This window comes from Variovorax sp. VRV01, assembly GCF_014852545.1.
GTDB lineage: Bacteria > Pseudomonadota > Gammaproteobacteria > Burkholderiales > Burkholderiaceae_C > Variovorax > Variovorax beijingensis_A.
Window position 1 is genome coordinate 1 of sequence record NZ_JACVBS010000038.1, and the last position, 18,094, is coordinate 18,094.

Here is an 18,094-nt window from a genome sequence, read left to right on the forward strand (position 1 = left end):
GCCACGAGGCCGGGCAGCACGTGCTGGTCTTCGCCGACGACATCGCCAGCGCCCATGCCCCCTTGCCCGGCGGCGAGGCCGTGCGCTACCACCCGCACGAGAAGGCCGGCATGACCGGCGGGCTGGAAGCCAGCGAGCGCATCACCGAATGGGCGCAGGCCGAGGAGATCCGCCCGGGCCACCACTTTCGCAACCACTACGACTTCGAGAAGCCCCAGGCCGACCTCGCCAGCCGGCGCCAGATGCCCCCGGGCCACGCGCACGACGGCTTCGAGCGCTACGAATGGCCGGGCGACCACCTGCAGCACGAGGACGGCGAAACCTGTGCGCGCATCCGCACCGAGGAGCAGCTGAGCGAGCGCAGCCGGGCCAGCGGTCGTTCCAACCGGCGCGACCTGGCCCCGGGCCACCTCTTCAGGCTCACGCACCATCCGCGCGACGACCAGAACCGCCAGTACCTGCTGCTGGCGGTCGACTACGAGCTGCAGGAGAACCTGCAGGCCAGCGAAGGGGCCGCCCCTTCGGAGGGCTCGGTGCAGCGCTTCGCCTTCGAGGCCCAGCCCACCAGCTACGCCTGGCGCCCGCGCCGCCGCACCCCCAAGCCCCGCACCCGCGGCCCGCAGACGGCGATGGTGGTCGGCCCGGCCGGCGAGGAGATCTGGACCGGCCGCTACGGCCGCATCAAGGTGCAGTTCCACTGGGACCGGCTGGGCCAGCGCGACGAGCATTCGAGCTGCTGGGTGCGCGTGTCCACCGCCTGGGCCGGTGCCACCTTCGGCGCGGCCGCGCTGCCGCGCATCGGGCAGGAGGTGATCGTCGATTTTCTGAACGGCGACCCCGACCACCCGATCGTCACCGGGCGGGTGCACAACGCCGACGAGATGCCCGCTTGGGCCCTGCCCAGCCAAAAGCAGCTCACGGGCCTGCGCAGCCGCGAGTTGGGCGGCGGACGCAGCAACCACCTGGCGCTCGATGATTCCAGCGGCAAGGTGCAGGCCCAGCTCAAGAGCGACCACCAGAGCTCCAGCCTGAGCCTGGGCCACGTCGGGCGCATCGAGGACACGGCCGGGCGCAAGGACGACCGGGGCCAGGGCTTCGAGCTGCGCACCGACGGGCACGGGGCGGTGAGATCGGCCAAGGGCCTGCTGCTGAGCACCGAGGCGCGCGCCAATGCGCAGGGCCACATCACCGACATGCGCGAGACGGTGGCGCGGCTCACCCAGGGGCGCGACCTGCACGAGAGCCTGGCGCAGGTGGCGCAGCAGGCCCAGGCGCACGAGGCGGGCGACCAGGACGAGGTGGCCCGGGCGCTGAAGGCGCAGAACGACGCGATCAAGGGAAGCGGCGGCAGGCCGGGCCAGGGCGAGTTCCCGGAGTTCCAGGAGCCGCACCTGACCTTGGCGAGCCCCGCGGGCATCCAGGCCACCACGGCCGCGAGCACCCACCTCGCGAGCGTGGAACACACGGCCATCACGAGCGGCGCGCACACCAGCGTGGCCACGGGCAACAGCTTCCTGGTGAGCGCCAAGGATGCGGTGCGCATGGTGGCCTTCAACAACGGCATCCGCATGGCGGCGGCGGCGGCGGACATCGACCTCACGGCGCTCAGGGACAGCATCCACGCGCTGGCCAAGCTGGACATCAAGATGGAGGCCAACCGGATCACCATCACGGCCAAGGAAGAGGTGCTCGTCAACGGCGGCTCCAGCTACACGCGCTGGACCGCCGGCGGCATCGAGAGCGGCACCCTCGGCCTGTGGCGCGCGCATGCGGCTTCGCATTCGATGGTGGGGCCGAAGAGCGTGCCGGTGCCGTCGATCGAGCTGAAGCTGCCCAATCTCGACCTGGGTCCGTACAAGGCCGACTACCAACTCTTCAAGACCGACAACCGCCCCTTCGAGGGCTACGCCTACGAAATCCATGACCAGCAGCGCAAGTTGCTGGAAAGTGGCGATACGTCCAAGGCCGGCCAGACCCGCCTGGTCAATAGCGAGATGGCCATCGGTCTGAAGGGCTACAAGTCGATCATGCGCGAGAGCGAGCGAGTGACGGAGAACTGGTCGTCCGTGCTGGAGGCCAGGGCCGGACAAGCCGAAGCCCGTAGCGCGCCGGCACCAGGCAGCGCTCCTGGAGGCGAGGCCGCGTAATGCCGGTACCCGCCATCGTCTGGGGCGTGCTCGAGCTGATCGCCCTCGCCATCACGGTTCATGAATTGGGCGAGCTGGCCGAAGAACTGTACGAAGGGGTCGAAAAATACGGCAAGGACATCGGCAAGGCCAAGGAGGAGGTTCGCAAGGTCATCCAGAGCATCCAGGACGAGATCGCGCAGAAGATCGAGGAGAAGGAGGAAGTCGCGATCCTGCTGGCCCTCGAGGCCGCCGACCCGCAGGGGCAGAACACGCGCAAGGCCGCCGGCCGCGGCGCCACGGATGCCACCATCAATGCGGCCATCGAGCAGAAGATTCCATTCCGCGATGCCATCACCCAGGTATGCGCCGCGGCCGACCGCATGCCGGTGCTGAGCCTTCGGAAAAAGAAGGGCGTATCGATCAAGGATCTGCCCAGGGCCAAGCGCAAGATCATCGAGGAACTGTTGTCGATGTCGGTCGAGCAATTGACCGATGTGGAACTCGAGGCGTTCTTCGTGATCAGGCTGAAGCAGCTGGCGGTCAACCTGTTGTTCGAGTTCGTGGACGAGTGCCTGAGCTGGGCCAGCCCGTTGAAATGCGAGGTGAACTTCGGACCGCCGCCATCCTTCGACGATCATCCCGTGGAAGAGGCCACCAAGCTGCAGCGGCTGGGGAAAATCAATCCGTTCTATCCCAGCCCGTTCCAGTACCGCAAGGGCAGCATCGCGGCCGACCTCATGATCTCGGAGTACCGGCATCAACGGCCGGACAAGGGCAACATCTTCGCTATTGTGGAGATCAAGTTCCCGGGGGATCGGATTGAGAAGAAGCAGTTCCAAGCTTATGACCGCTTGCTCAAGCACGCAGCAAAGGTCAAAACGGCCCGGGCCTCCCTCACGTTCCAAGGTAAGCCCGTGACTTCGGGCGGAAGGCTGTCGCTATTTCGGTACCCGGAGGACATCGCGGTACACGAGGCGAAGAAGGAAACCGATAAGTCAGGCGAGAACGAGAAGAAGGAAGTACCTTCAAAGCAGCAGGATCGAAGAACACCGGGCGGTCGCGGCCACCACGGCAAGAAGTGAGGAATCTAATGAGTACGGCCAAATTGTTTCTGGACCCTGAAGAGATCGAGGAATTTATTCGCGAGAGCAAGGTCGCGCCGCAGTGGTTCTATGGCGACAAAGGGCGTGAATTGGGTATCTGTCCCTATGTGACCTTCTATGTTTACCACCAGCCTGAGGATTACATGTCGGTGGCAAACAAGTTCATCGACATCTGGGAGTGCTTTGAGCAGATCATGGACAACCCCTTCGAGAGGGTGTTCAAGTCGCGCACGCAGGTTTGGCTCAAAGCAGGGGACAAGCGGCTTCCGACAGACCTTCGGGCCGAAGCCAAGCACCACCAAGAAGAGTTTGAAACCTTCTATTTGATGGCGACCGACATGGAGTCGCCCGATGCATCGCCACTGTGGTCCTACTCCGCACGTGTGGACCACGTACCTCAACAGTGCTACAGCACGCTCAAACTGATTTTCTGCTACGACTGGTACCAGGACGGTAATGAAACACGGTGGAGCGACTTCGTGCTCGATTGCATCAAGTCAGTTCGGCCCGAGCAGGCGTACATGGGTTACGAGGTGGGCAACGGCGACCTTGGCGTAATGGGATCTTATGAGTCTGATGTGCTGGAGCGCATCTGCGCCGATTACTTCTACGGCCTGGACATCGATCATCCATCCAAGATGGGCTACCAATATCACGACAAGATTCATGAAGGGTTTGTGAATCCGACTGACCTTGGCGCTGGTTTGCGCCCTCCGACGTGGTGTTTCATGCTCTCGCCCGTATGGCAACGCAAGCTGGGCAAGCCCGAGCATCAGATCCGTGTCGAACTGGCCGACCCGCGCATCAAGATCACCTCGGTCCCCTACCCGCGGGACAAGCTCAACCCTGACGGCGCCAACGGCCTCTGGATCGAGTTGGGCGACCTCGACCTGTACCCGGTGGAAGACGGCGTGCCCGATGTGCTGGCCAAAGCCAACCGCCTGATTCGCCCGATCCGCTGCGACGAGCTGAACCTGAACACGCTCGATCCCTGGGACGGCGACCCGAATCCCCGTTTCGGCTACGAGAGCTCGTTGCGCTGGATGCGTCGCTTCGACGATGACAGCGACTGGCCCAGCGCGGAACAGCGCCGCAAGCCCTCGCCCGATGAAGGCCGGACCGCCACCTCGAAAAGAAAGCCGCTCATCCCCGGCGGCGAACCCTGCCCACAGGCCGGCTGGTGGTTCACCCCGGCCCAGCTGGACAGCCGGCGCTACTTCGACAAGGGCGAGATCATGCCCATCATCAAGCACAGCTCCTTCGGCGACACGAACTGGCAACAGACAAGCGATCCCAGGGACGACAAGTGATGGACCAGCCAGTGGAGGGGACGCCGTTCGCGTTGGCGGTGAGGCAGTTGGGACGAAGGCCGCATCAAGCCAGCGCGCCTGCGTCGCGGCGGCACACCGTCTGGTGCCGAACGGGTTGCGGCGAGGCCGCGGAGTGCGGTCCGCTCGGTTGGTGGCCATGCTGCAGCCAACAATGCTGGGCGGCATGGAAGGAATCCGAGGAGAACGCAGGCACTCACCCGAGCAACACCCCAAGATAAGGCACATCGCTCCTGCCCCGGCGCACCGCATCAAAGTTCGTTGCAATAGCAGCTGACGGGCTCGCGAGCCAACTCGGCCGCCATCGCGTCCCATGCGCCGGACGACACCACGCCCGCGATATGCGCCTGATGATGGCGGCGCGATTCCCACGACTCGACCAGCGTGAACGCGCAGGCGTTGTCGCCGTGCCCGAACAGCCGCACACCGCGGCAGCCGTCCACCGATGGCAGCGACTGCTTGACCTGCTGCATGAGTTCGGCGAACGCGGATGCGCGCTCGGGCTTGGCTTCGAAAGTGATGATGAGGCTGATCGGGTCCATGGAGATTCTTTGTCTTTGGCTTGAAGGATTAGGGAGACGGCAGGTTAGCCAGCGCCCTTCCCCGCGCCAAGGCGCGAAGCTGCGAACAAATTGACCATGGCTGCGAAGCTTGCCGCAGCCCTCTTTCCCATCAACCCGACTGCACGCGCCGCACGTATTCCGCAGGCGTCGCCTCGAACCGCCTGCGGAACGCACGGTTGAAATGCGCCGCGCTCTCGAATCCCACCTTCGCAGCCGCATCGCCGGGCCGCAGGCCGGCGCCCAGCATCAGCACGCGCGCTTCTTCGAGGCGAAGGTCGCGGATGCAGCGCATCGGCGTAACACCCGCCACTTCGCGAAAACTGTGCGCAAAGTGCGAAGGGCTCATGTGCACGTGGCCGGCGATCTCGGCCACCGACAGCGGCCGGTCCAGATGGCGGCGCATGAAGGCGATGGCCGCCTGTATGCGTGCGCCAGCCCTGGTGACAGCGCCCGCGCTGCGGATGGCGGCTGCGGCTTCCGAACGCAGCAGCCGCAGCACGATCTCTTCGACGGACAGCGGCGCGAGCGTGCGGCGCTCCACTGGGTCGTCGGCCGCCAGCAGCAGGCGGGCGAAGGCGTCGATCACCTCCGGCGCCACCGGCGCCGTGAAGTTCTCGGTCACGCGCGCGGGCTCAGCCGCCAGCGCGCCGCTTTCCGCGAGCGCGACAAAAGACTTGACCAGCACGTCGGGCGGCAGGTCGAGATGAATCGCGAGGTAGGGCGCTTCGGCGCTCGCTGCGACGACCGTACCGAGGCACGCGGCCTCGGCCCCGAGCACCAGGCACTGCGCGGCGCCGTAGTCGAGCGAACGGCGGTGGCCACCAAGGTGCACCGTCTTGCGGCCCTGCAAAACCACCACCACGCCCGGCGTGAGGCGCTGGGTTTTCTCGTAGCGGGCCGGGCGCGAGAAGCGGTAGCAGCGCAGCCCCGGATACAGCGCATCGGTGCGCCCGTCCACGGGGGTTCGCGCTGCGACCATGTCGCGCAGGCGGGCCCATGCGGCGGAATTGGCGGCGGGATTGGCGGTCTGGCTGGTGTCGTCGAGAACCTGCGGGACCTTCACGCGGAGTGCGCCAGTTGCAAGCCGCCCTTGCCGTCGGGAAGCCAAACCTCCGCGCCGTCCGAGCTCGCATTGAAGAACCCGACCCCGTGTTTCGCGGCAACGGCGACAACGGCGTCATAGGCCGCTTCAGCCTTCGACCACGCGAATGCTGCATAGATCACTTCCCGCCCGACGCTGTAGTCGGTCACGACGGCGTCGTCCTCCGGAAACTCTTCGGACGAAAACGGGCCATTCATGGCGGGGTAGGACTGGATCATTTCCAGGAACCAAGCCCTCAACGCAGGCGTGCTCACATCCGGGTTGTCGTAGGAATGCCCTTCCGCCCATTCGGCATGGCCTTCATACCACTCGAGAAATGCGGCCCGGTCCCTGGGCGCGGCTTCCACTGCAAACACCATCAAGTCATAGCTCATGCGACTGCCTCCTCATGGTTCGGAACCTGACTGTAGCTTCCGCGAATGACAAGCGGTGCAGAAAGGCACCCGGATCGCCCCGCAGGTTCAGCTCGCATCGCGTAGGGGCCGTGCTCAGGGATCGTTGGCTTCCGATGCGGCGGCACCCGCTTCGGCGGCGCTCGCAATCGCGTCGCAGGCAGCCCTGAGGGCGGCCGCGACCTCTTGCGGCCCATGGCGCAATTCGGCGATATCGCGCTCCCCAACGCAGTAGCCGTCAAGGCGCACGTAGATGCGCTTGAAGTCGCCACCGAGTGCGCGCGCCACGTCGAGCAGGCAGTCGGCGAGCGTCGAGAAGCCGCCGTTGCTGTACGAGCTGGGCGGGATGACACCCTTCGAACGCGGCGCGCGAACGGAATAAGCGTACGACGCAGCCTCTTTCCGCAGCTCCACCACGGGCTGCAGGCCGCATTGAACATCCCTTGCGCTTCTCATGGCCGCAGTGTAAGTGCCTCCCCGATGACGCGCGGCCCGCCAACCCTCGTGCCCGCCTGGGATGGATACGACTTTTTCGTTTTCCAGCTACCCCGAAGAGCGCTGCAGCCACGGCTTCCCGTGGCATCCTGAAAAAGTCCGCATCGGGCCGGCGCTTTTTTTCCTTGGCGCGACGCCCCTGATGCGCCTCTTCAAGCCACCAGGTTCGAGGAAAACTCCGATGCAGCTTGGGCAAAGGATGCGTGCGTTCGTAGGGGCCGGAAGCTGGGCGCTCGCGCTCGGAATGTGGAGCTGCGGCGGAGGTGGCGGAGGCGGCGGTGGCGCCTTCGTGCCGGTCGCGCCGGTAGCGCCGGTGGCCACCGTTGCACCGCCGCCCGGTACGCCGGCCACGCCGCCGCCCCCCGATGCGCCGGCCGCGCCGCCCGAGCCTGCGCCAGCGCCCGCACCGGTACCCGAGCCCCCCGCGACGCCCGCCGAATCGCCGCCCGCCGCCAGCCGCGTCGTTTCCGACACCATCACCTCGGCCAAGACAGGCGCAACCTACGCGCTCGAGATCTACCTGCCGGCCTCCTACGACGGCAGCTCGGCGGCCTATCCCGTCATCTACGCAATGGACGCCGACGGGGTCTTCAATCCGCCCAACACGCGGTTTTCAGACCTCAGGAACATCCTCGAGCAGCACGGCACCGAAGCGATCCTGGTCGGCATCGGCGGCTCGGCGCGCCGCGAGCAGGACTACACGATGCCGGGCGCCGTGCCGTACCACGATTTCCTCGCGCTCGAACTCGTGCCGTTCATCGAGTCGAAGTACCGCGCCGACGCAGGGCAGCGTCTGCTGACCGGGCTGTCGCTGAGCGGGAGCATGGCCGGCATCGCGCTGTTCCTCGAGGGCGCGGCAGGCAGCCTGGTGTTCTCGCACTTCCTGGCGTTCGAAGCCGCGTTCGACTTCCAGACGGCCGAGTACGAAGACCTCGAGCAGCGAATGCACGATGCGCTGGGCGACCGGCCCTTGCCGGCAACGCTGGTTCTCACGCGCTGCGACAAGCCGGTCGAGTGCAACTTCGAACCTGTGGGCCGAATGCACGCGCGGCTTCTGGCCCGAGGCTACCCGGGCCTGTCGATCACCGAGACCACCTACTCGACGACGCACACCGAGACCGACATTCCGTCGTTCGCCGATGCGATCGCCAGGCTGCTGCCGTAGCAGCAGCCCGCTGCCGGGTCAGAAGCGGTCCTGCAGGCCCATGGCCGGATCGCTCACCGAATGCCGCCCGGTCTCGATGCGGCCGGCCAGGCGGCGGTAGAAGGAAGGATCGGCATCGCAGGTCACGACGAAGTCGTACCACTGGCCGCTCGCGTCCAGGCTCCAGCGCATGCCGGTTTCGCCGCCGCCCTTGACGCGGATGCTCCACGAGCCGTCGGGGTTGTGGCCGTAGGTGCCCTTGTCGTCGCTGCCATGTCCGTCGTTGCCGTGCCCGTTGCTGCCGTTGCGGTCCCTGCCGCCAGCCTGGTAGGCGTCGGGACGCGGGTAGGCCTTGTTGGGCTGCACGGTGAAGCGGCAGTCGCGCCGGCCATCGTTGCGCATCTGCAGGTAGAGGTCGCCGCGGCGCGCGTCGTAGCCTACGCGGATCTCGGGCGCGGGCGCGCTGCCGGCGCGCAGCCGGTTCAGGTCGCCCTTGAACTGGCGGTGAAAGCCGTTGGGGCCGAGCACCCACAGGTCGTACAGACCGGCATCGTCGGCCATGGCGCTCCAGTAACCGTCGAGCTGCTTGCCGGGCTCCACCACGTAGCGGCGCGGCAGGCGGTCCGACAGGTGCAGCTTGTCGTAGACGTGGAACACGGCGGCGGCCCGGCCGCTGTTGGCAAACAGCAGCTGGACGCGGCCGTTGAGCGCATCGCTGCGCGCACTGGCGTGCAGCTCGTAAGGCAGCGCGCGCGAGGGGCGCACGCCGGTGGCCTGCACCGGCAGGTCGGCGTCGGCCGCCGGGACGATCTTCGGCAGCGCCTCCTGCGCAGCGGTCAGCGCATCGGCCTCGGCCTTGGTCTTGCGGCCGGCCAGCGTGGGCAGCGGTTCGTCGTTGGGGCGCTCGAAGTTGAAGGCGCTCGTGAGGTCGCTGCAGACGGCGCGGCGGTACTTGCTGATCTGCGGCTCGGCCACGCCGAAGCACTTCTCCAAAAACATGAGCGTGGAGGTGTGGTCGCAGACCTGCGAGTTGACCCAGCCGCCGCGGCTCCAGGGCGAGACCACCCACATCGGCACGCGCGGGCCGGGGCCGTAGGGGCGGCCGTCCATGGCGGGCTGCTTGGGCGTGGCCGGCGTGTGGTTGTGGTACTCGACGGCCGTGTCGGCCTCGGCCAGCGTGGTGGCGCCGGCCAGCGAGCCGTCGGGGTTGCGCGAGGGCACCGCGGGCGACGGCAGGTGGTCGAAGAAGCCGTCGTTCTCGTCGAAGTTGATGAGCAGCACGGTCTTGCTCCAGACCTCGGGGTTGGAGGTCAGCGCGTCCAGCACTTCCTGCACGTACCAGCCGCCCTTGGCCGGGCTCGATGGTCCGGGGTGCTCGCTGTAGGCCGACGGCGAAATGATCCACGACACCGCAGGCAAGGTGCCGTTGCGGATGTCCTCGCGGAAGGTTTCGAGAAAGCCCTGCGGCATGGTGTTGCCGAAGCCCTTGGCGAGCGGGCTGAGCGCATCGTCGATGGCCGGGTCATAGAACGGCCCGGCCGCGGTGACCGGCTGCGTGATGTCGGTCGCGGGAACGTAGACGGGGCGGCGCGCCGCCGGCATCTGCTCGATGGCGGTGCGCCAGTGGCGAAAGCTCATCATCTCGTTGCAGCCGAAGTTGTCGATCAGGCTCTGGTAGACCTTCCATTTCACACCGGCCTTCTCGAGCCGGTCGGCATAGGTGGTCCAGGTCCAGCCTTCGGTGGATGCGCCGATGTCGTTGCCCGCGTTGAACTGGTTGTTGAGCACCGCGAGCTGCACCTTGCTGCCGTCGGCGGGGCTGATGCCGTTCGGGCCATTGGTGCCGCTCCAGTAGAACAGGCGATTCGCGATGGTGCCGGTGTGCATGCCGCAGTGGTAGTGGTCGCACAGCGTGAAGGCCTCGGCCAGCGCGCGCTGGAACGGCACCTCGGCGGTGTCGTAGTAGCCCATCGACAGCAGGTTCTTGACGTCGGGCCACTTGAACATGCGGCCATGGTCCCATGCGGCCTGCGAGTCGGACCAGCCGTGCGGCGTGCTGCCCGCGCGCTGCGCGTTGCCCTTGCTTTCGTCGAGCCGGTAGGGCGTGTAGGTGCTGGGCGGCGTGGTCTTGGTGTAGGTCTGGTGGAAGATGGTCTTGCCGTTGGGTGCCGGCACGGCAAAGCGGTCGCCGTAGCCGCGCACGCCCTTGAAGGTGCCGAAATAGCTGTCGAAGGAGCGGTTCTCCTGCATCAGCAGCACGACGTGCTTGACGTCCTTGATGGTGCCGGTCTCATGGTGCGCGGGGATGGCCAGCGCGCGGCGGATGCTGGGTGGGAAAGTGGCCAGCGTGGCGGCGGCAATGCCGGAGCCGGTCGCGGTCTGGAGAAACTTGCGGCGTGTGGTCATGGCGGGGTTCGTCTTGATTCTTGAGGATGCCGGAATGCGATGGGGCGTCAGGGCGCGTAGCTCACGCTGGGCTCGTTGCCCGCGCCGGGCGAGGCTGCATCGGTCTTGCCGGCCGTGCCTGCAGGGGTCGGGTCCGAGCCAGGCGCATTGCCCGACGTGGCAGCAGCGCCGCTGAAGCCCCCGCCGCCTCCACCATCACCGCCGCCGCAGGCGGTCAATGCAAGGGCCAGTACCGACAGCGCGAGCGGCGCGCGCAGGATGAATCGTGGATGCATGGATGGAGGCACTCCTTTTTTTTCGAGGCGGTTGGAGGGCCTCCAGCCTAAGAAAGAGCTGTGACACCGCGATGTAGCGGCGATGACGGTGTGCCTGCCTGTCGCTCAGCCGGGGCGCCGCCACCGGCCGGAATCCGGGCACAGGCTGGCCGGCTCGCCATTGACGCGGACCTGCTCGTCTGCGAGCTGCGATGCGGTTCGCGCGTCGATGTCGAAGGCAATGCGAAGCGCGCGCCCGACATGCACATCCTCGATCGGAAGCTCCCAACTCAGGAACACCTGGGTGCAGTCGCGCCCGGGAGCGAAGCGGGCCGCGTCGAAGCCGCTGCTGCCACGCTCGACGACGGCGTGCGGCTGGCCGGTGTCGAACATCAGGACCGTGCCGCGGGCGAGCGGAATCCGGTGGCCCGTCAACGGAAAGTGCACATCCAGTTCCTTGTCTTCGCAGAGGAACAGATTGCAGAAGGCCGCGGCGCCGTATTGCGCGCCGTCATGGTGGTAGCTGGCGCCGCGGCAGGCCATGAGGGCGACTTCGCTGGAGGCAAGGAGCGCTTCGGGCACGCCGATGGCGCGGGTCCAGTCGGACATGGCCTGCACGCAGCGCCGGTAGTCCGGCCAGCGCGCACGCGCACGCGCCAGGGGCAAGGGCTCGACATCGCCGGGCTCCAGCGCCAGCCGCGAGGAAACCTCGCGCTCCCAATCCGCAACCAGGCGCGCGGGAGGCGCAGGCACATCGACCCTGCCCGACAGCACCACATCGCTCACGCTGCGGCTGCGCATGGCATCGCCGCTCAGGAAGTAGGAAACGAGGTGGTCTTCTCGCACGCGATGCGGTGGAGGGGGAAGGCTCATCCGCAGCAGTGTAGTGAGGCGGGTTCTGGTTGCCCGCCTTCGCCGGCGGCGTCAGGGCCTGGGCGTGGGCTCCCGCTTCGCATAGGCCAGCGCGGCGAGCAGGCCCAGGCCCGCCATGGCCGCGGCACCCCAGGCCACCGCGGGGCTGCACAGGATGCGGCCGAGCGACGAGCGTTGTCCGCTGCCTGTTCCGATGCCCGTGGCGGCCTGCTCGAGCGGCGTGAGCGGCCGCGCGGTGTTCGGATTTTCTTCGCCCTGGAGGACGGCCTGGGAAATTTCCAGCGGCGTCAGTTCATCGGCAATGGGTCCGGACAGCAAATTGTCGTTGGCGCGCATGGAAAGCCTTTCGTTCGAGGATTGAATCTGCGGCGAAGCCTCTCCCGGCTTCGGGCGGGCGCTCTACAGCCGGCAGCGGGCCTTTGCGTAGGCCGAGGGCGCACATGGCGGTGCGGGCTACAAGGACACCACCTCGGCCTGCAGCACGCCGCTGCGCGCCACGACACGGCCGCCCGCCACCACCAGCCTGCGCACCGGCCGCGAGACCACGGCCTGCGCCGGTGTCTGCGCATCGACCAGCACCAGGTCGGCACGGCAGCCGGCCTCCAGGCCATAGGCCTCGAAGCCGCAGCCGCGCGCGCCGGCGTGGGTGACGGTGTCGAGCGCCACGTCGATCTCGTCGTCGCGGCGCAGGTTGTAGCGCATGCCGATCAGCATCGCGCGCTCCAGCATGTCGGGTTTGCCGTAGGGCGACCAGGTGTCGCGGATGCCGTCGTTGCCGCCGAGCACCGTCACGCCGGCCTTGCGGCAGGCCATGAGCGGCGGCACGCTGCGCGATGGCGGCGCGCTGGTGACCAGCACCACGCCGAGCCTGGCCATGCGCGCGAGCAGCACGTCGCGCTCGCGCTCGCCCAGGTCGCCCAGGCAGAAGCCGTGGCTCACCGCGACCTTGCCCTGCATGCCCAGCGCCTCGGTGCGCTGCAGGATCAGCTCGAGCGAGAACGCACCCATGGCACCGGGCTCGTGCAGGTGGATGTCGAGCGGGCGCTGGTGCCTGTCGGCGATGCCGAACAGCACATCGAGCGAGCGCACCGGGTCGCGGTCGATCGCGCAGGGGTCGAGGCCGCCCAGCACATCGGCACCCTGCACGAGCGCCTGCGCGAGCAGTTCGGCCGTGCCCGGCCGGCCCAGCAGGCCGGACTGCGGGAACGCGACCACCTGGATCTGCTGCACGTCGCGCAGGGCTTGCCGCGTGCGCAGCGTGCCTTCGAGATGGCGCAGGCCCGCCTGCGTGTCGACGTCCACATGCGTGCGCAGCCGCGTGGTGCCGAGCGCGAGGAAAGCCTTGGCCAGCACCAGCGACTGCGCGGCCGCGTCGTGTCCGCTCGCATGCCGGAAGGCGCGCTCGTTCTCGATCTTGTCGATGAGATTGGCGCCGACCTCGTTGCGGTACCAGTCCATGCCCCACAGCGTCTTGTCGAGATGGGTGTGGCCTTCGACCAGGCCGGGCAGCAGCAGCGCGCCGCCGCCCTCCTCGACGGCGGCATCGGCGGGCGCAGGAAGCGCGGCGCCGGTTTCTGCGACGCGGCCATCGCGCACCAGCACATCGACGGGGGAAGCACCCATGGGGCGCACATTGCGGATCAGGAGCGAAGGCATAGGGAGTCGGTCGTGCGTTGAATGCAAAGAGATCGGGGCCGTGCGCAGCGTACCCAGATTCGGGCCCGCGGTCATCACGCGCACGTTTCGTTGCAGGCCGAAGTGTCCGTCCCGCGAACTCTCGATGATCTGCGCATCATGCCAACGACCACACTCGCTGCAGCCGCCGCCAAGCCGCCACCCCGCATCGCCTTCGAATGGATGCTGCTCGCGGTACTCGCCACCTGCTGGGGCGCCTCGTACACCTTCATCAAGATCGGCGTGCAGACGCTGCCGCCCGTGACGCTGATCGCGGCGCGCACCCTGATCGCCGGCTTGCTGCTGCTCGGGCTGCTGCGCCTGCGCGGCGTGCGGCTGCCGCGGGAGCCTGCGATGTGGCGCCGCTTCGCGCTGCAGGCCTGCCTCAACAGCGTGCTGCCTTTCACGCTCATCGCGTGGGCGGAGCGCAGCGTGGACGCCGGGCTCGCAACCATCCTCAACTCGACCTCGCCGATCTTCATCTTCCTGCTGGGCCTGGGCATGGGCGGTGCGGAGAAGCCGACGCTGCGCCGGCTCTTCGGCGTGGCGGCGGGCCTCGCGGGCATCTGCCTGATCGTCGGCTTCGAGGCGCTGCACGGCCTCGGGCATTCGCTGCTCGCGCAGCTCGGGCTGGTGGCGGCGGCCGTCTGCTATGGCTGCGCGGCGATGTTCGGCCGCGTGTTCAAGGGACTCGATCCGATGGTGCCGGCCGGGGGCTCGCTGCTCTGCGGTGCGGCGATGCTGCTGCCCGCGAGCCTCGCGATCGACCGGCCGTGGACGCTGGCGCCTTCGGCCGCGTCGATGGCCGCCGTGTTCGCGCTCGCGGTGCTCTCCACGGCCCTCGCCTTCACGATCTACTTCCGGCTGATCAAGACGCTCGGGCCGATGTCGACCGCCGCGCAAGCGTACCTGCGCGTGCCCGTCGGCGTGATGATCGGCGTGGCGTTCCTCGGCGAGGTGCTCTCGCCCACCGCGTGGGCCGGGCTCGCATGCATCGTGGCGGGCGTGGTCGCGATGACGGTGCCCGCGCGCAGCGCCATGGCGAGAATCGGCGGCTCACGCCCCGCTTCTACTCGGCCCGGATGTTCCCCTTCGCGACGATCGCGCTGAACTTCGCCGCCTCGCCCTGGAGGAAGTCGGCGAACTCCTTCGGCCCGGCTCCCAGCGGCGTGACGCCGCCGTCCTCGAAGTTCTTCCGCACGCCCGGGTTCGCGAGCACCTGTGCCAGTGCGCTGTGCAGTTGCGCGACGATCCGGGGCGGCGTCCCCTTGGGCGCGAAGATGCCCTGCCACACGGACACCTCGGCGCCGCGCCAGGCCGGCACGCCTGCGAGAGGCAACGCTTCGGGCATGGCGGCCGATGCCTTGTCCGACATCACGCCATACACGCGCAGCTTGCCCGAGCGCGCCTGCTGGATCACCATCGACAGGGGCAGCACCGCGAGGTCGAGCTGGTTGCCGCTCAGGTCGCTGACGATCTGCACGCCCGCGCGGTAGGGCACGTGGACCATGTCCACACCGCCCTGCTGCTTCAGCAGTTCACCGCCCAGGTGCAGCGAGGTGCCGACGCCGGAACTCGCATAGCTGAACTTCCCGGGCGCCGACTTCAGCTCGGCATAGAGCGCCTCGGCCGTCTTCGGCTGCAGTGCGGGCTTGCCCGCCAGTGCCAGTGGCTGGGAGCCGAGCAGGGTGACGGGCACGAGGTCCGCGAGGCCGTCGTAGCGCACGGTGGAAGGCGTCACCATCTTCGCGATCACGACCGTGCTCTCGACCGACAGCAGCAGGGTGTAGCCATCGGGCTTCGCGCGCACTGCCTTCTCGGTGCCGATGACGCCGCCGGCACCCGAGACGTTCTCGATCACCACCGGCTGCCCCAGGCGGGCCGACAGCTCGGGACCGATCCAGCGCGCCATGACGTCGACGTTGCCGCCGGCGCCGTAGGGCACGATCAGGGTGATCGGGCGCGCGGGCCAGGCGGGCTCGGCGATGGCGGCGGTGCCGCATGAGGCGAAGGCCAGTGCGGCAAGCAATGCGCGGCGGCGTGCGATGTCGAGGTACATGGTGTGTCGTGCTTTCAGTCGCGGTTTGTTTCCAGCGAAGCGGCTTGCTCGCCCTGCTCCCGCTCGAGCTCGGCGATCTCCCGCTCGAACTCCTCGCGCAAGCTCCGCTTGGCGAAATCGTCGAGCCAGCAGGCGTCCACGCCCGCGAGGCTGAAGGCACGCGCCTGCGGCCAGCCCCAACCGCAGCCCTCGAGCACGGTGGCGTAGGTGTGCGTCAGGTCGGTGTGAAACATGGCGGGATCGTCCGTGTTGAGGCTGACCGGCAGGCCCGCCTCGACCATGCGCTTCACGCTGTCGAGACGCCGCCGCTGGTTGCGCACCACGCTCGTGATGCCGCAGACGCAGAACCAGATGCCGCGATCGCGCGCACGTTGCAAGTCGCCTTCGCCGGCGAGCAGGTTGTAGCCGTGGTCGAGCCGCTCGCAGCCCAGCAGGCGGATGCAGTCGTCCACGTTGGAAGGCGGCGCCTCGTCGAGCGTCTGGTTGTCCTCGCACACGTGGGCGGTGCGCTTCAGGCCGGCCCGGCCGGCGCGCCCGAACAGGGCGGCGAACTTCGCCGGGGGGCCTGCGCCCTCGGGGCCGTCGAGGCCCACGCCGACCACGAGGTCCGAGCGCAGTCCGAGGATGTCGTCCATCGCGCGTTCGGCGCTGTCGAGCGGAAGGCCGCGGTCGAAGGAGGCGATCAGCAGGCCCGAGCAGCCGAAGTCGCGGCGCGCGGCGTGCAGGCCGGCGGCCAGCCCTTCGATTTGCACGCGATACGGCACGCCGGCAGGCATGAAGTACTGCGGGTTGAACGACAGCTCGACATGGCGCGCGTTGCTGCCGCGCGCCGCATCCTCCACGGCCTCGTAGGCCACACGCTCGAAGTCGGCGCTGGTGCGCACCGCCTGCGCGGCGATGCGCAGCACGTCGATGAAGTCGTAGAAGTCGCGATAGGCATAGAGCGTCTCGACCGGGCGCGGCAGCGGCAGGTCGTACCGGCGCGCCAGCGCGGCCAGCGTGGCCGGACGCAGCGTGCCGGCCATGTGGAAGTGAAGATCGGTCTTCGGCAGGCGGGCGAGCAGGTCTGGGCGTACCGGCACGGAAGAGGAAAGGTTCGGCATGGGCGGAAACGATAGCGACGCCCCCCGCCCGCGCCCAGCACAGCGCTGTGCAGCGGGTTATGACAGCGCCGTCATGACCTCGGCCGATGCGCCAGCTCGCGCGCGGCCGCGGTCAGTTCGCCGCGCAGCCAGCGCATGGCCTGGTTCTTGTGCGTGCGCTCGTGCCACACGAGGCGGTAGCGGTGCGGCTTGATCTTTGCGGGGAACGGCACGATCGCCAGCGGATACTGCCGCGCGAAGTCCTCGGCCAGCAGGCGGCCGGTGGTGAAGACGAGGTCGGTGCGTGCAAGGATGGCCGGTGCCACGCCGAGGAACTGGGTGTGCATCGCCGTACGGACCGACACGCCGAGTTCAGCGAGCTGCGCGTCGATGATGGTGCCCTGCCCCGGCACGTGCTCGAGCGAGGACAGGTGCCGCGCCTTGCGGTAGTCCTCGAGGGTCATCGGCGCCTTCGCCAGCGGATGGCCTTCGCGCATCAGGCAGACCATCGGCTCGGTCAGCAGGCTCGCGGCGCGCAGGTGCCCGGGCAGCTCGGGCCAGATGGTGATGACCATGTCGACCTCGCCGTCCGCGAGCTGGCGGTAGTGCTCGAAGCGCGAGCCCAGGCCGCGGATGACCACGTCGCACTCGGGCGCCTGCCGCGCCACCCGCTCGGCGATGTCGGCAAAGAACTGCCGCGGCAGGAAGTCGTAGGTTGCGATGCGGAAGCTCTGGCGCAGTTCGTGCGGCGCGACGGGCCCGGCCTCGGCAGTGAGCAGCGACATGTCGGAGAGGATGCGCCGCGTGGGCGCAGCCAGCGCCTGCGCGCGCTCGGTGAGCACCATGCGGTTGCCCACGCGCACCAGCAGTTCGTCGCCGGTGAGCTGGCGCAGCACCTTGAGGTGGCGGCTCAGCGCAGACTGCGCGACGCCCAGCTTTGCCGCGGCCTGCGACACGCTGGCCTCGCTCAGCAGCGCATGGAGCGAGCGCAGCAGCGACTCGTCCAGTCGGCGGTCGTGGTCGCCAGTTTCGGGCAAGGACATGGTGTTTGCGGAAGGTTGACGTTGCCTGGGCGGGACGCGCGCGGCGAAGCGATCCGGATTCTGCACGCACACCGCATCTGCAGTTTTTTTGCGCAGCGGCCCTCAGTCTTTACACGGCTTTGATACGCGCCCTCCTACGCTTTCGCTCTCCATTCATCCCCGAGTCCTCCCGATGCAAAGATCGATCCGCGCCGCCTCCTCGGTGCTCGCCCTTCCCGTTCTGATCGCCGCCGTCCTCGTGCTGCCCGGCGCGGCCCTCGCGCAACCAGCCGCCGATGCGCCCGCACCTGCGGCTTCCCCGCTGACCACCAATATCTCCGTGACCAGCAACTACAAGTTCCGCGGTCAGGACCAGGACATGATCGGGAAGAACGACTACGCCAAGACCAAGGGCTTCAAGCCCGCCATCCAGGGCGGCTTCGACTACGCCTTCGGCGAGAGCGGCTT

Annotated in this window: 18 protein-coding genes; 6 read left to right on the forward strand and 12 right to left on the reverse strand. The window is 68.0% G+C overall.

Translation table 11 applies throughout. The annotated features are described in order from the left end of the window. The 3 genes from IB278_RS33050 to IB278_RS33060 form a co-directional block, all read left to right on the forward strand. A partial coding sequence (locus IB278_RS33050; protein WP_225613339.1) for a type VI secretion system Vgr family protein occupies nucleotides 1-2,147 on the forward strand: 2,147 nt, incomplete at its 5' end. Further along, nucleotides 2,147-3,211 (forward strand): VRR-NUC domain-containing protein, encoded by a 1,065-nt coding sequence (locus tag IB278_RS33055; RefSeq protein ID WP_192328595.1) that lies wholly within the window; start codon nucleotides 2,147-2,149, stop codon nucleotides 3,209-3,211. The genes IB278_RS33050 and IB278_RS33055, both read left to right, overlap by 1 nt. An 8-nt stretch (nucleotides 3,212-3,219) precedes the next feature. Further along, a complete protein-coding gene (locus IB278_RS33060) occupies nucleotides 3,220-4,542 on the forward strand; it encodes a DUF3396 domain-containing protein (protein WP_145740625.1) in 1,323 nt (440 codons plus the stop codon). Nucleotides 4,543-4,811: 269 nt separating this feature from the next. Here the strand turns inward: IB278_RS33060 and IB278_RS33065 are convergent, their stop codons facing one another. The 4 genes from IB278_RS33065 to IB278_RS33080 form a co-directional block, all read right to left on the reverse strand. Beyond that, nucleotides 4,812-5,102: a putative quinol monooxygenase gene (locus tag IB278_RS33065; RefSeq protein ID WP_145740623.1), complete on the reverse strand. Its 291-nt coding sequence runs from the start codon at nucleotides 5,100-5,102 to the stop codon at nucleotides 4,812-4,814. Nucleotides 5,103-5,232: 130 nt separating this feature from the next. Next, entirely contained in the window at nucleotides 5,233-6,186 is a 954-nt protein-coding gene (locus IB278_RS33070; protein WP_145740621.1) for an AraC family transcriptional regulator, read from the reverse strand. Next, nucleotides 6,183-6,599 (reverse strand): hypothetical protein, encoded by a 417-nt coding sequence (locus tag IB278_RS33075; protein ID WP_145740619.1) that lies wholly within the window; start codon nucleotides 6,597-6,599, stop codon nucleotides 6,183-6,185. The genes IB278_RS33070 and IB278_RS33075 overlap by 4 nt, the downstream gene beginning before the upstream one ends. A 114-nt stretch (nucleotides 6,600-6,713) precedes the next feature. Then, a complete protein-coding gene (locus IB278_RS33080) occupies nucleotides 6,714-7,034 on the reverse strand; it encodes a hypothetical protein (RefSeq protein WP_318646732.1) in 321 nt (106 codons plus the stop codon). Between the two features lie 277 nt (nucleotides 7,035-7,311). Here IB278_RS33080 and IB278_RS33085 point away from each other — a divergent pair, with 277 nt between their 5' ends. Beyond that, entirely contained in the window at nucleotides 7,312-8,277 is a 966-nt protein-coding gene (locus tag IB278_RS33085) for an alpha/beta hydrolase (protein ID WP_225613340.1), read from the forward strand. An 18-nt stretch (nucleotides 8,278-8,295) separates the two neighbouring features. Here the strand turns inward: IB278_RS33085 and IB278_RS33090 are convergent, their stop codons facing one another. The 5 genes from IB278_RS33090 to IB278_RS33110 form a co-directional block, all read right to left on the reverse strand. Then, nucleotides 8,296-10,662, reverse strand: coding sequence for a phosphocholine-specific phospholipase C (locus IB278_RS33090; protein ID WP_192328616.1), 2,367 nt, complete (start codon nucleotides 10,660-10,662; stop codon nucleotides 8,296-8,298). Between the two features lie 47 nt (nucleotides 10,663-10,709). Then, a complete protein-coding gene (locus tag IB278_RS33095) occupies nucleotides 10,710-10,937 on the reverse strand; it encodes a hypothetical protein (RefSeq protein WP_145740612.1) in 228 nt (75 codons plus the stop codon). 105 nt (nucleotides 10,938-11,042) lie between these two features. Continuing rightward, on the reverse strand, nucleotides 11,043-11,789 hold the full coding sequence (locus IB278_RS33100; RefSeq protein ID WP_145740610.1) for a hypothetical protein: 747 nt from the start codon (nucleotides 11,787-11,789) through the stop codon (nucleotides 11,043-11,045). Nucleotides 11,790-11,840: 51 nt separating this feature from the next. Then, a complete protein-coding gene (locus IB278_RS33105; protein ID WP_145740608.1) occupies nucleotides 11,841-12,125 on the reverse strand; it encodes a hypothetical protein in 285 nt (94 codons plus the stop codon). Between the two features lie 117 nt (nucleotides 12,126-12,242). Continuing rightward, nucleotides 12,243-13,445 carry an amidohydrolase family protein gene (locus IB278_RS33110; RefSeq protein ID WP_192328619.1) on the reverse strand — a complete coding sequence of 401 codons (1,203 nt, stop codon included), beginning with the start codon at nucleotides 13,443-13,445 and terminating at the stop codon, nucleotides 12,243-12,245. A gap of 138 nt (nucleotides 13,446-13,583) precedes the next feature. On the opposite strand from IB278_RS33110, the gene IB278_RS33115 reads away from it, so the two are divergent. Then, complete coding sequence (locus IB278_RS33115) at nucleotides 13,584-14,573, forward strand: DMT family transporter (protein WP_225613341.1); 990 nt, start codon at nucleotides 13,584-13,586, stop codon at nucleotides 14,571-14,573. On the opposite strand, the gene IB278_RS33120 is transcribed toward IB278_RS33115, so the two are convergent. The 3 genes from IB278_RS33120 to IB278_RS33130 all read right to left on the reverse strand — a co-directional run bounded on the left by IB278_RS33120 (nucleotide 14,533) and on the right by IB278_RS33130 (nucleotide 17,647). Beyond that, complete coding sequence (locus IB278_RS33120) at nucleotides 14,533-15,522, reverse strand: Bug family tripartite tricarboxylate transporter substrate binding protein (RefSeq protein ID WP_192328622.1); 990 nt, start codon at nucleotides 15,520-15,522, stop codon at nucleotides 14,533-14,535. The genes IB278_RS33115 and IB278_RS33120 overlap by 41 nt on opposite strands. Before the next feature lie 14 nt (nucleotides 15,523-15,536). After that, complete coding sequence (locus tag IB278_RS33125; RefSeq protein WP_318646733.1) at nucleotides 15,537-16,604, reverse strand: adenosine deaminase family protein; 1,068 nt, start codon at nucleotides 16,602-16,604, stop codon at nucleotides 15,537-15,539. 92 nt (nucleotides 16,605-16,696) lie between these two features. Next, nucleotides 16,697-17,647, reverse strand: coding sequence for a LysR family transcriptional regulator (locus IB278_RS33130; protein WP_192328628.1), 951 nt, complete (start codon nucleotides 17,645-17,647; stop codon nucleotides 16,697-16,699). Nucleotides 17,648-17,819: 172 nt separating this feature from the next. On the opposite strand from IB278_RS33130, the gene IB278_RS33135 reads away from it, so the two are divergent. After that, a partial coding sequence (locus IB278_RS33135; protein WP_318646734.1) for a TorF family putative porin occupies nucleotides 17,820-18,094 on the forward strand: 275 nt, incomplete at its 3' end.